At 66.9% G+C, this 12818-nt stretch carries 8 protein-coding genes; 2 read left to right on the top strand and 6 right to left on the bottom strand.

Going from position 1 to position 12818, the window contains the following annotated elements:
* Positions 1 to 143: 143 nt before the first annotated feature.
* From AC2YJX_RS12185 to AC2YJX_RS12175, 3 genes are all read right to left on the bottom strand, one after another.
* Positions 144 to 1295: a collagen-like protein gene (locus tag AC2YJX_RS12185; RefSeq protein ID WP_487256194.1), complete on the bottom strand. Its 1152-nt coding sequence runs from the start codon at positions 1293 to 1295 to the stop codon at positions 144 to 146.
* Positions 1296 to 3490: 2195 nt separating this feature from the next.
* On the bottom strand, positions 3491 to 4045 hold the full coding sequence (locus tag AC2YJX_RS12180) for an IPTL-CTERM sorting domain-containing protein (RefSeq protein ID WP_255577784.1): 555 nt from the start codon (positions 4043 to 4045) through the stop codon (positions 3491 to 3493).
* A gap of 374 nt (positions 4046 to 4419) precedes the next feature.
* Positions 4420 to 7086: an ABC transporter permease gene (locus AC2YJX_RS12175; protein WP_487256193.1), complete on the bottom strand. Its 2667-nt coding sequence runs from the start codon at positions 7084 to 7086 to the stop codon at positions 4420 to 4422.
* Between the two features lie 322 nt (positions 7087 to 7408).
* On the opposite strand from AC2YJX_RS12175, the gene AC2YJX_RS12170 reads away from it, so the two are divergent.
* Both AC2YJX_RS12170 and AC2YJX_RS12165 read left to right on the top strand, forming a co-directional pair.
* Positions 7409 to 7837, top strand: a complete 429-nt coding sequence (locus AC2YJX_RS12170; protein WP_055393269.1) for an Hsp20/alpha crystallin family protein — start codon at positions 7409 to 7411, stop codon at positions 7835 to 7837.
* A gap of 424 nt (positions 7838 to 8261) precedes the next feature.
* Positions 8262 to 9854 (top strand): serine hydrolase, encoded by a 1593-nt coding sequence (locus tag AC2YJX_RS12165; RefSeq protein WP_487256192.1) that lies wholly within the window; start codon positions 8262 to 8264, stop codon positions 9852 to 9854.
* 17 nt (positions 9855 to 9871) lie between these two features.
* On the opposite strand, the gene AC2YJX_RS12160 is transcribed toward AC2YJX_RS12165, so the two are convergent.
* From AC2YJX_RS12160 to AC2YJX_RS12150, 3 genes are read right to left on the bottom strand one after another with little or no spacing between them, the layout of a single operon-like run.
* Complete coding sequence (locus tag AC2YJX_RS12160; RefSeq protein WP_218300605.1) at positions 9872 to 10528, bottom strand: ABC transporter ATP-binding protein; 657 nt, start codon at positions 10526 to 10528, stop codon at positions 9872 to 9874.
* Positions 10525 to 11556, bottom strand: a complete 1032-nt coding sequence (gene miaA / locus AC2YJX_RS12155) for a tRNA (adenosine(37)-N6)-dimethylallyltransferase MiaA (RefSeq protein WP_487256191.1) — start codon at positions 11554 to 11556, stop codon at positions 10525 to 10527. Before miaA ends, AC2YJX_RS12160 begins: the two co-directional genes overlap by 4 nt.
* Positions 11549 to 12790, bottom strand: a complete 1242-nt coding sequence (locus AC2YJX_RS12150; RefSeq protein ID WP_426304700.1) for a multidrug effflux MFS transporter — start codon at positions 12788 to 12790, stop codon at positions 11549 to 11551. The genes miaA and AC2YJX_RS12150 overlap by 8 nt, the downstream gene beginning before the upstream one ends.
* Between the last annotated feature and the right edge of the window lie 28 nt (positions 12791 to 12818).

Raw genomic sequence — 12818 nt, 5'->3', positions numbered from 1 at the left:
GCAGGCCGGTGTTGGCAGTCTGCGCGGTCCCCGCCAGTTGTCCTCTGGCGGGGGCGGCGTCTCCATCCTATCTGCAAGCAAGCAACCAGAAAGCTACGGATCGCATTGACTGGGGCCGGTTATGCCGGGGCCGGCCTCTTGAATCACTCGCAGTGCACGGCGCTGATGGCGGTTCCTTCGATCGCGCTTCCCCCAGAGGTAAAGCCGCCAACGTTGGTTGTGCTCATCTGCAGCGCAATGTTGTCAGTGGGCAAGAGGGCCACCGCCGTGGTGCTGGTGCAGGTGGCAGCAGGTGTAGCGCCCACCGTGCAACTCAGACCCGTCGAGGCACCGTTCTTATAGAGCGTCACCGTCAGGGGAATCGTTGGCACGGCTGTGTAGTTTCTCACGTGCAGCTTTGTGGTGGTGCAGGTCGCAAAGGCTGGGGACGAGGCATTGGCGAACACCGTTGGGTCGATGGTGCAGGCCGACCCTGCAGTGAACGCGCATCGCGAATAGTCAAAGTTGCCGCCAGACATGCCTCCGATGCCAAAAGGCACAAAAGCGGCCGAGTCGGTCGTCGCTGGCATGATCGCCGCGGTGCCGAACAGGATGCCGCCGCCTCCGCCGCCTGCGGCCCCAGTGGCTCCGGTTGCCCCCGTTGGCCCTGTGGGGCCTGCAATCCCTTGAGTCCCTTGGATGCCCTGGGGGCCGGGCACCGTGCTATCGGCACCCGTTGGCCCGACAGGTCCTTGAATGCCCTGGATACCTTGAGGCCCCGTAGGCCCCTGCACGGTGCTGTCGGCGCCGGTGGCACCCGTTGCTCCGGTAGGCCCTGTGACGCCCGTTGCACCGGTAGCACCGGTGGCTCCTGTTGCGCCAGTGGCACCGGTGCCAGAAGCGCCAGTAGCCCCTGTGGCACCTGTTGGGCCTGTGACGCCGGTTGCGCCTGCAGCTCCCGCGGCGCCCGTGACCCCAGTGGGGCCGGAAGCGCCTGTTGCGCCGGTCGGCCCGGTAGGGCCTGTGGCACCCGTGGCGCCAGAGCCAATACCTGCCGCACAAGGGCCCAGGCGACCTGTGGCGCTATCAAAGCAGGTGAGGCTGGTGTTGGGTGTGGCAGCACTCAGACCGGGTGCGCGCACCTCGCCACTGTCCTGCACGCGAAACCGTTCCTGGCCGCCGGGGCTCTTGACCACAAACCCACCACCGCCGGGGACCGTGAAGGACAAGTCCGCCGCCAGGGCCAGCGGCGTGTGCAGTGCATAGACAGCGCTCAGGGCGCAGATCAGACGCAGAGGGTGAAATGAGGTTTTCATGGTTTGAATGCGCTTTTTGCCCGCGTTGCTGAGGTTGTGATCGACTGGAAATCGGCTCAGGCTAGAAACTCAAAATCACTGGCATATAGCAAACGCTGTATGCGTGACTTGCGGGTCAGTAATGGCGAACTTGCAAACCCATGTGGTGGTGGATCCTGGATAGCTTGCGCCCAAGACATCGCCTTTCGACACTACATCGCCATCGGTGGTATTGCAGCCGCCAGTGACTATGGTTTTGCCTGCACCGCAGGTCGCGGTAACGTTGTACCAAGCGCCGACAAGCGTTTCAGCGGTAGACGTGTAGGTGGTCAGTGTCACTGTTCCTGCCCCCGTTGCTCCGGTTGCCCCCGTTGGCCCTGTGGGGCCTGCAATCCCTTGAGTCCCTTGGATGCCCTGTGGCCCTGGCACAGTGCTGTCTGCCCCAGTAGGCCCGACAGGTCCTTGGACTCCCTGAACGCCCTGAACACCTTGGGGGCCGGGCACCGTGCTGTCTGCGCCAGTGGCGCCTGTTGCTCCGGTGGCCCCGGTAGAGCCAGTCGCCCCCGTAGCTCCGGTCGCACCTGTTGCGCCAGTGGCACCTGTGCCAGAGGCGCCAGTCGCTCCGGTGGCACCTGCGGGGCCTGTAGCGCCCATCGCGCCCGTGGCTCCTGCCGCGCCGGTGACCCCCGTGGGCCCTGCATTGCCTGTGGGTCCGGTAGCCCCGGTAGGGCCTGTCGCACCGGTGGCGCCAGAGCCAATACCTGCCGCACAAGGCCCGAGGCGCCCGGCGCCATCAAAGCAGGTGAGGTTGTTGGCGGTGGGGGCACCGTTCAGGCCGGGGACGGTGACCTCGCCAGTGCCCTGCACACGAAACCGTTCCTGGGCACCGCCCGGGCTCTTGATCACAAAACCGCCGCCGCTGGGCGGGGTGAAGCTGAGATCGGCAGCCAAGACCAGGGGGGTGTGCAGTGCGTAGGCGGCTCCCAGCACAGCGAACAGGTAGCGTGGTTGGTACTTGGGCTTCATGGTGATGTGCTGGGCTTGTTGAGGATGTGGCTTCTGGATGAAGCTCTGGGAAGAGTGGCGGGACAATGCCAAGTCAGGCATCACCCCGTGATGCAAGCCGCGGCTTGTCGGCAACCGCGAAAGCGAGCTGAACAGTGATGCAGCCGACTGTCCCACACCAGTGGGTTGCGCGGCTCATCACAAAGACATTCCATCCCATGCCCCGTGTGCGGTACGCGATGGGGGAAGGTCCTCAACTACTGGCAGATGGCGTAGGCCGTGGCTGCAGCCGTACTTCCGAAAACACTGTACTCACAGGTCCATTGGTCGGCTGCAGCTGGGTAGCCCCCTCCAAAATAGTGGTCAGCGGCGTTTAATGTCATACGACATCCTCCACTGACCACCGTTTTTCCTGCCGTGCACGTTGCAGTCACCGAGACTGCACCAGCATTTGCGGCCCATGAGTCATTGTTGGTGACCGTAGTCAGCGTTAATGGTCCAGCAACCCCTGTGGCGCCCGTAGCGCCGGTTGGCCCTGTGGCGCCAGTTGCACCGGTGTTCCCCTGTGGCCCGGGCACGGTGCTGTCTGCACCGGTAGGGCCGACAGGCCCTTGAATGCCCTGGATACCTTGAGGCCCCGTAGGCCCCTGCACGGTGCTGTCGGCACCGGTGGCACCCGTTGGCCCGGTGGCCCCAGTAGCACCCGTTGCGCCGGTAGCGCCAGTGGCTCCGGTCGCTCCTGTTGCGCCAGTGGCACCGGTGCCAGAAGCGCCAGTAGCCCCTGTGGCACCGGTTGGGCCTGTGACGCCGGTTGCGCCTGTAGCTCCTGCGGCGCCAGTGACCCCGGTGGGGCCGGATGCACCCGTTGCGCCGGTTGGCCCGGTAGGGCCTGTGGCACCCGTGGCGCCAGATCCGATACCTGCCGCACAAGGCCCGAGGCGCCCGGCGCCATCAAAGCAGGTGAGGTTGTTGGCGGTGGGGGCCCCGTTCAAGCCGGGGACGGTGACCTCGCCAGTGCCCTGCACACGAAACCGTTCCTGGGCACCGCCCGGGCTCTTGATCACAAAACCGCCGCCGCTGGGCGGGGTGAAGCTGATATCGGCAGCCAGGGCCAGGGGCGTGTGCAGCGCATAGACAGCACTCAGGGCGCAGATCAGACGCAGAGGATGAAACGATGACTTCATGGATGAAAACTCCTGGTTCCGGCAGTTTCAGATGCGTCGATTGCCCGTTGCGCCTGGGACACGGCGTTGGTGCCACAAGGCTGCCAAGCCCATCAACAATGCCATCAGCATGAGGCCGTATTCGCTCAAAGTTGGAATGTTGGTGGCTGCTGCCGCGCCGCCGATTTGCACGCCGCCATTGACAGTGGCGTTGTTGCGGGTGACCGTTGCGCCGGGGCCCAGGTTGATGACGGCAGTGCCACCGCCCGAGGACACCAGCTGGATGTTTTGACCGGGCGCTCCTTGCAGGGTCAGGGTGCCCAGCACGGTGATGTTGGCGCCTGCGGGGATGACAAAGGTGCGGCCCGTGGTGCTGGACAGGGTCAGGTTCTGGAACACGAAATTGCCACTGATCTGGCTGGTGTTGCCGATGCAGCCGTCGCGCAGCACCACTGTGTTGTTGCCGGTGTCGATGGGGCCTGTGGCGGAGAGATTGCCACCCACCGAGATGATCCCGTTGCTGCCGGAGACGATGGCACTGGAGCCGAAGGTAACGTCGCTGTCTACACTCAGCGTGCCACCGATGTTGAGCGTGCCTTGCATATCCACGGTGCTACAGCTCAAATCAACGATGGAGCCACTTGGAGCGTCCAGCGAGGCGCCGGGTGGAATGACAATTTGCGCTGCCGCAGGGGCGCACAAGCACAAGGCCATGGCACAACCGGCCAAAAGGCGTGAAATCTTTCGTTGCATTGGATTTTCCCTCGTTGATCAGGCAAACGCTGCACCACAGTGAGGCGCGTTTCGGGCGGATGCCTGCGGCCTGTGTGCTGGTTACAGCGCGATGATTTTTGTAGCGTGTTTACTATCTTCGTGAAAGAGTTTGCAATTTGCAAACAAAATTTGGTCGGTGTGACGTGTCTGCACCAATTTGTTGCATGGGCCTGGTGGGCCGTTGCAGGGCTGTGTTCCGCTGGCTACCAGTCTTCCTTCACAGCCATCACCGCATCCCGCCCCGCCGCAGCCCGCCCTGCAAGCCACGCCGTGACGGTGCCCGATGCGACCACGGCCACGCACAAGCCCAGCAGCCGCCCGGCAGGCAGGCTGAGGTCCATGGTCCAGTGAAAGCTCTGCGGGTTGACCACGTGCACCAGTACCACCGAAACGCCCAGGCCCAGCAGCAAGCCTGCGGCCGCGCCCACGCCCGTCCAGGCGGCGCCCTCGCCGGCCACCACAGCCAGGATCTGGCGCCGCGTGAGGCCCAGGTGGGCGAGCAGGCCGAACTCCTTGCGGCGCGCGAGGATTTGGGCGCTGAAGCTGGCGGCCACACCAAACAGGCCGATGCCGATGGCCACGGCCTGTAGCCAGTAGGTGACGGCAAAGCTGCGGTCGAAGATGCGCAGCGACCGTTCACGGATAGCGCCTGCGGAGACGAACTCCACCAGGGCCCCGTCCACCGCGCTGGCGCTCTCCCGGGCCTTGGGCACACGGCCCGCCTGCGCGGCTGCCACTGCGCGGATCGAATCCTGCAACGCTGAGATGTCTGCTCCCTCGGCGGGCCACAGCGCCAGGTCGCTGGTGCGGGCATCACCGGTCAGGCGCAGCCATACGGTGCGGTCCATGGCCACGGCGCCCGACTGCCGGGCGTAGTCGCGCCATACGCCTGCTATATAAAAGATAGCTGGTTGCGCTTGTCTATCAAGCGCCAGGGGGCTAAAAGCATCAGAAAGTGCAGGCCACTCCATACCAGGGCGTAGCCCATACAGGTCCTCCACCGCCTCGCTGATGTAGACGCCAGTGCGCCCCGCGGGCACGCGCAGGGCCTCGCCCACCAGTGGCAGACTTTGCGCCGGATCGTTACCCAGTGGGCGGCTGATGACCGTGAGCGCGGGGCGCGTGGCATCCAGCTGCAGCGGGCTCGCGCGCAGGGCTTGCACACGCGCCAGTCCAGGTAATTGCGCGACGGATTCGGCGAAGCCCGCAGGCAGCAGTGCAGCCTCGCTGCCCGGCACACCCAGGGCCGAGCGCACATACAGGGGCGATGGCAGCACTGCGTCCAGCCACTGCGTGACCGAGCCGCGAAAGCTCGACACCATCACCGTCAGCGCGACGGCCAGGCTCAGGCTGGCCACCACGCCGCCCACTGCGATAGCGGCCGTGCCACGCATGCGCCGCGCGCGCTCCAGTGCCAGCAGCGCCAGGGCGTGGCGTACGGCCAGCGGCTGCAGGTGGTGCAACAGCCAGGCCATGGCCCAGGGCAGTACAACAATGCCGCCCACCAGCAACAGGCCGATGGCCAGGTACGCGGCAAGTGGTATGCCAAAAATGGGCGGAGCGCTCGTCAGTACAGCGCCAATGGCTATCAAAATAATACCTATCCAGCCTTTGCCCGCCTGGCTGGACACGGTGCCCAGGCCTTTCAAGGTTTGCGCGGGCGGCAGTGTCTGCGCGGCGCGCGCGGGCCACCAGCCCCCCACCAGTGCAGCCAGCACACCCAGTGCGCCATAGGCCAGGGCTGCAGGCGCGCTCCACTGCAGAACCGGCTGCACCCCCGCAAAGTAGCCACCGCCAAGGTCCCCGCCCAGCAGGCGCAGCGCGGCAGCGGCCAGGGCCGTGCCCAGGGCGATGCCGGCGGCGCTGCCCACCAGGCCCAGCACGGCGGATTCGGCCAGCACCAGCGCCAGGCGCTGGCGCGGTGTGGCGCCTAGCACGGCCAGCAGCGCAAACTGCGGCGCACGCTGCGCCACGCTGAGCGCCAGCACCGAGAACACCAAAAATGCGCCCGTGAACAAGGCCACCAGCGCCAGCACCGTGAGGTTCACGCGGTAGGCGCGCGACAGATTGCTGATGCGCTGCGCCGCGTCGCCCGGCTGCGCAAACACCACCTGCGACGGCCAGCCGGGCAGCGCGCGCACGGCCTGCTCCCACGCGCTGCGGTCGGTGCCCGGCCGCAGCTGCAGGTCAATGCGGCTGAGCTGCCCCGCGCGGCCAAACAGATCCTGCGCAGCGCCGATATCCATCACCGCCAGGGGGGCGCCCCCGGCGGCCACCGTGCCCGCCACCTGCACCGGCCATTGCTGCAGCCCGGCCTGCAGCAGGAGTTGCGGTGCCGGTTCAGTCGATGAGGTGGGCGTGGTGGGCAGACCCAGTGCCTGCAACGCCGCCGCATTGAGGAACACCGTGGCCGGTGCGAAGAGGGCCAGCCGGTCAGCGCCCGCCCAGGGCCGTGGCATAAGCGCGGGCGCCATGGTGGGCAGCAGCAGGGCGTCCACGCCCAGCACGCGCAGCGGGGCGCTGGTGGGGGAGGGCACGCTTGCAGCACCTGGCTGTGGCCGCAGGGCTCGCGCCACGGCCGACAGCTCCAGCAGCGGGCTGGCGCGCGCCACCTGGGGGTGCGTGGCAAGCTGCCCATACAACGCCTCGGGCAGATCGCCCTGCATGGGGCGCAATTCCAGGTCGGGCTGACCGTTGACGGCGCGCACCGCCTGCGAAAACTCGTCCAGCGCCGACGCATTGATCACATGCACCGCAAACGCCAGCGCCACGCCCAGCATCACCGCCGCCACCGCTGCAGCGCTGCGCCAGGGGTGGTGGCGCAGGTCCTGCCAGGAGAAGGTGCGGAGCAATGCAAGCATGGCCTGCATTGTGGCCGCAGGGGCTGGTCCCAGCAGCGTTTGATGCAGGTCAACCTTGCGTTTTGCATCCTCTTGAAGTGCCGAAAGGCTGCGCCTATCTTGGAGCCAGAAGGTGTGAATGAGCCCCGCGTGCCCGAGCAGGCTGCCAAAACGTTTCCGATCTAGGTGCAAAGCGCAGCCATAGCTCGGGCCATGGCGAGCATTTGCAACAACGAGCGGGAGCGTTTTGGCGGGATGAGCGGGCATGTGGGGTTCGTTCACACCTTCTCAGGGGCCCGCCCTCCTGCGCAGGCCCAGTTGTTTGTCTCAACCCCTTTTCAGGAGCAAAACCATGAACTCTCTTGTGACACGCGGCAGTCTGTTTGACGACTTCTTCAAGGACATTGCACCGGGCTTTTACGTGCGCCCGCTGCACGGCGACAACCTGCCCAGCCCCGGCCAGATCAAGGTGGACGTGAAGGAAACCGAGGACGGCTACACCGTGTTGGCCGAAGTGCCCGGCGTGGCCAAGGAAGACATCCATGTCTCGCTCGAAGGCAATGTGGTCAGCCTGCGCGCCGAGGTGCGCCAGCACGATGAAAAGCGCGAAGGCGAGAAGGTGCTGCGCTCGGAGCGCTACTACGGCGCGGTGGCCCGCAGCTTCCAGTTGCCCGCCGATGTGGACGCTGCACAAGCCAAGGCCAAATACGACAACGGTGTGCTGACGCTGAACCTGCCCAAGAAGGTGAACAAGGCGGCGCAGCGGTTGAACATCGAGTAACTCCATCGGACTTGCGCGAAAAAATGCAATCCACCGCCCCTCCCAGGGCGAGTGGGTTGGTTGATTGAGTGGCCGCAAGACGAACCTCAAACGGCGGTTGGGTCGCCCGCCAACGGCCTGCCGCATGCAGATCCATGGGGCTGCGTGGCCGGGATCTCCGTTGCCCGTGGAGCGTCGGATGGCCGTCCGAAGCGCCGCCGGATGGCGCTCCCCAATAGATGTTGAACCACTTCTTAAGCCTGCCCACAGCCAGTGCATGCGACCATGCCCGCCATGGCACCCGTACCGTGGTGCCTTTCAGGGAGGCGATCAAATGGTTTGCAGTGATGGAATCCTTGCCCCGGTACGCCGCCTTGCGTGGCAAGCCCTTGCTGCCGGGGCGCTATGGATAGCGTTTTCCGGGCACGCTGCAACCACACCCGCTGTGCCTGCCCCTCCACCCCGTTTCGACTGGTCGGGCCCTGCGGACGCCATGGCGGCTGCAGCGCTGGGCCCGTTGCGCGGCGCGGCTGAGGTGGGCGTGTGGCACGGGGGGCGGGCGCATTTCGGCACAGCCCGCAACCGCACGGCGGATGCACCCGCGCAGGCTCTGTTTGAAGTGGGCTCGATCAGCAAGGTGTTTACCGGCCTGCTGCTGGCGCAGGCCGTAGAGCGCGGCGATCTGGCGCTGGACGACACGTTGGGCCGGCTGCTCAATGGCTCATCCGCACTGGCTCCCGCCTTGCCCGCCCCGGTGGCCGCCATCACATTGCGCCAACTCGTGACCCACACCTCCTGCCTGCCACGCTTGCCGGCGGACTTCCGCCACAATTCCGATCCCGCCAATCCTTATCTGCGCTACGACCGCCCCCGCCTGTGGCAAGCCCTGGCCGATGCACGGCTGACCCAGTCGCCGCCGTGCGCTGGCGCATACAGCAACTTCGGTTTTGCGGTGCTGGGCGAGCTGCTGGCCCAGCGCTACGGCAAACCCTGGGCGGTGCTGGTGCACGAGCGCATCACCGGCCCGCTGGGCATGCAGGACACGGTGCAGTCGCTGGGCGACAAGGCACCCCGCCTTGCTGCACCGCACGAGGGCGAGACGCGGGTGTCGGTGTGGGAGTTTGATGCCTTTGCCGGTGCGGGCGCCTTGCGCTCGACCACGGCCGACATGCTGGTGCTCAGCCGCGCGCTGCTGGCGGGCGCGCAAGGGCCCTTGGGCCCAGCGGCCGAGCGCCTGTTCACACCGCTTGCGGACCACGACGGTGGCCAGATCGGCTACGCCATCATGCTGCGCGAGCGCGATGGGGTGCGCACCTGGCTGCATGGCGGCGGTACCGGGGGTTTTCGCAGCGTGTGGTTGCTGGCGCCCGACAGGGGTGAGGCGGTGATCGCCTTGGTGGGCAACGCGCGTGCCGCACAGCAGGATGTGATGACGCCACTGTTGAAGCAGCGTTACCCCGTGCCGCCCGGTCAGCCCGCCACCGATGCGACCGTGCTTACCCCGTACGAAGGGGTGTACCGCGTATCTCCTGCCGTCGCCCTGAGCCTTGCCATGGTGGATGGGCAACTGCAAGCCCGCCCCACGGGTGGGGTGTTTGAGCCGCTGCAGGTGCTGGGGCCGGATGCGTTCACGCAGCCAGCCACCGGCCGCCAGTTCCGCTTGGAGCGCAATACGGAAGGCCGACCCACAGTGCTTCACTACACACGCTTTGGGGCACGCCTGACAGCAATCCGGTCCGAAGAGCCGGTGCTCGGCCTGGTACCACCCCAGGCCCAGGGTGTGCTGGCCCCTTACCTGGGCCGCTACCGGCTGCGGGGCGGCAATGTGCTGGATGTGCAGGCTGAAGACGGTCGTCTGCAGGTGCGCCTGGGCTCGCAGCCGCGCTTCACGGTCTATCCGCTGCCGGGGCAGCCAGACCGGTTTGCGTATGACGCGGTACGGGCCGAGCTGGAGTTTGAGCGCTATCCCAGCGGCGAGGTGCGTGCCGTGGTGCTGCACCAGAACGGGCGCTTCCGGGCGCCCCGCCTGGAGCCCTGAACAGGCAGGCCTCTCAGTCAGCCGCCCGCGCTGATGCCGTCGCTGCGCAGCCGCAGCACCCGGTCGGCCCGGGCTGCCGCCGCGTCGGAGTGCGTGACCAGCACCAGCGACGCCCCATGCCCGCGTGTCTGCGCCAGCAGCAGGTCCATCACGCGAGCGGCGGTGGTGGGGTCGAGGTTGCCGGTGGGTTCGTCGGCCAGCAGCAGGGCGGGGCGGTGCACGAGGGCACGGGCAATCGCCACGCGCTGCAGCTGCCCCCCGCTGAGCTGCTGCGGTAGCCGCGCGCCCAGGTCGGCCATGTCTACGGCGTCCAGCATCTGCTGTACGCGCGTCGGGTCTTTCTGGCCCAGCAGCATCAGCGGCAGGGCCACGTTCTGCGCTACGTCCAGGTGCGGCAGCACATGAAAAGCCTGGAAGACAAAACCCACATGGGCGCGGCGCCACAGGGCGCGCTCTGTGTCGCTTAGCTGGCCCAGGTCGGTGGCGCCGTGCGTGATGCGGCCGGTGTCCCAGGTGTCGAGCCCCGCCAGGCAGTTGAGCAGGGTGGACTTGCCCACGCCCGAATCGCCCACGATGGCCACGAACTCGCCCGGCTCGACAGTGAAGTTCACGTGCGAGAACACCGGCGTTTCACCGTAGTGTTTGCCCAGTTGTTCAGCGCGCAGCAGTGTCATGGGGTGGCGGGTTCTTGTCCGCCCGGCTGCTGCTGCAGCCGCTGCAGCACGGCCTGCACGAGCTGGGCGACGGCGTGGGGTTGGTCGCAGGCGATGGTGTGGCGCTCGTGCATGCTGCGCAGCCAGGTGATCTGGCGCTTGGCCAGCTGGCGTGTGGCCGCAATGCCGCGCTCGCGCAAAAAGGCGAGGTTCAGCGGCGCGTCGGGGCCCTTGGCCGCCTGGAAGTCCAGCTCTTCCCACGCCTGGCGGTAGCCCACGCAGCGCATGGAGGGCAGGTCCGGGTGCAGGTCGCCGCGCGCGCGCAGGGCCCGCACTTCGTCGATGAAGCCGCTGGCCAGCATGGCGTCAAAACGCTGGGCGATGCGGCCGTGCAGCCAGGCGCGGTCGTCAGGTTCTAAGGAAAAAAAGGCTCCAGCGCTTATCCCGCAAGCGCTACCAGCTATCTTTTTAGTAGTGTGAAAGCTCGACAGGGGTTGGCCGGACACTTGCCACACCTCCAGCGCTCGCTGAATGCGCTGGCTGTCGGCCGGGGCCAGGCGTGCGGCCGTCACGGGGTCTACGCGGGCTAGCTCGGCATGCAGCGCGGGCCAGCCCTGCTCTGCGGCCTGGGCTTCGATCTGTGCGCGCACGGCAGGGTCTGCGGCGGGCATGTCGTCAATGCCGTCAAACAGCGCCTTGAAGTACAGCATGGTGCCGCCCACCAGCAGCGGCAGGGCACCGCGCGCACGGATCTCGGCGATGAGCCGCGTGGCGTCCTGCACGAACTCGGCCGCGCTGTAGGCCTGCAGCGGGTCGCGGATGTCGATAAGGTGGTGCGGAACAGCGGCAAGCTCGTCGGGCGTGGGCTTGGCGGTGCCGATGTCCATGCCCCGGTATACGAGGGCCGAGTCCACGCTGATGATCTCCACCGGCGTGCCCTGCTTGCCCAGCACAGCGGCCAGCGCGAGAGCGCCTGCCGTCTTGCCCGAGGCCGTGGGGCCCGCGAGTGCAATGGCGGGCAGGGTGGTGTGCAACAGGGGCTCAGGCATGCTCACGCGGCGCTCCAAATTTTTGCACCAGCGTCCACGAGATCAGGGCCAGCACCACCGACCAGAACCAGATGCCGTTGACCAGCGGCCACACCGTGCCGTCCAGCCGCATCCCCAGCCAGCCGCCAATCCCGAACGCGGCCAGCATCATCATGAAACCATTGAGCGCGGACGCCACGCCAGCCGCTTTGGGGAAGGGCCCCACCGCACCGCTTTGCCCGCAGGGCTGGTGGATGCCGTGGCCCAGCATGAACAGGTAAAAGGGCAACAGCAGCGCCCACGGCTGGTGCCAGCCCATGAAGGCCACGGCCGCCATCAGCGTGCCGCCGCTCATGCTCAGCGCGCCAGCAATGGCCACCGTGCGCAGCAGGCCTTGGCGTACCAGCAGGCGCCGGCACAGGAAAGTGCCCGCGAGATACGCCACGCAGGCCGACGCCATCGTCCACCCGAACTGCGTGCGGGTGAGGCCCAGGACGTCGATGAAGACAAAAGAGGACGCGGCCAGAAAGGTGAACAGCCCGCCATAGGTGGCTGTGGTCTGCAGCGAGAACGCCCAGAAAGTGGGGCTGCGCAAAACCTGCATCCAGGTGCCGACCAGTGCACGGGGCTGCAGGGCTTTCGGGTTGCGGTGCGCCAGGGTCTCGGGCAAGCGCAGCGCCACCAGTGCCAGCGTGGCCACGGCATACACCGTGAGCGCCATCAGCGCCGCCCGCCAGCCCAGCCACTCGCTCAGCACCCCACCCAGTGGTGCGCAGATGCAGGCCACAATCCCGAGCCCGGTGAGTGCCTTGGACATGGCGCGCGCGCCATCGAGCGGGGTGTACAGGTCGCGCACGATGGCCCGGGCACACATCACCACCGCGCCCATGGCGGCACCCTGGGCAATGCGCCACACGATGAGCAGTGTCATGGTGGGCGCAAAGGCGCTACCCAGCGAAGCTACGGTGTAGATGCCCAGCCCCGCCAGAAGGATGGGGCGGCGGCCAAAGCGGTCTGACAACGGCCCCCACACCATTTGCGAGCAGCCAAACGCCAGCAGCAGCCCGCTGAGCGTGAGCTGTGCCGCGGCCATCTGAGCGCCCAGGCTGCGCGTGAGGGCGGGCAATGCGGGCAGGTACAGGTCAGTGGTGACGGGCTGAATGGAGAGCAGCATGGCCAGCACCAGGATGGCCATGCCTGGGTTGATGGAGGCAGGGGGAGCAGCGCCAGCAGCTGCGGTAGAGGGAGCGGACATAACCGCTGGAGCGTACCAGACAGGGCCT

The sequence above is a fragment of the Acidovorax sp. SRI_002 genome, assembly GCF_057586455.1.
This window is presented reverse-complemented; position numbering and strand designations above follow the sequence as displayed.

Coding starts and splice junctions, on each gene's coding strand:
- AC2YJX_RS12185 (WP_487256194.1), bottom strand. CDS start 1,295: ATGAAAACCTCATTTCACCCTCTGCGTCTGATCTGCGCCCTGAGCGCT.
- AC2YJX_RS12180 (WP_255577784.1), bottom strand. CDS start 4,045: ATGCAAGGCACGCTCAACATCGGTGGCACGCTGAGTGTAGACAGCGAC.
- AC2YJX_RS12175 (WP_487256193.1), bottom strand. CDS start 7,086: ATGCAGGCCATGCTTGCATTGCTCCGCACCTTCTCCTGGCAGGACCTG.
- AC2YJX_RS12170 (WP_055393269.1), top strand. CDS start 7,409: ATGAACTCTCTTGTGACACGCGGCAGTCTGTTTGACGACTTCTTCAAG.
- AC2YJX_RS12160 (WP_218300605.1), bottom strand. CDS start 10,528: ATGACACTGCTGCGCGCTGAACAACTGGGCAAACACTACGGTGAAACG.
- miaA (WP_487256191.1), bottom strand. CDS start 11,556: ATGCCTGAGCCCCTGTTGCACACCACCCTGCCCGCCATTGCACTCGCG.
- AC2YJX_RS12150 (WP_426304700.1), bottom strand. CDS start 12,790: ATGTCCGCTCCCTCTACCGCAGCTGCTGGCGCTGCTCCCCCTGCCTCC.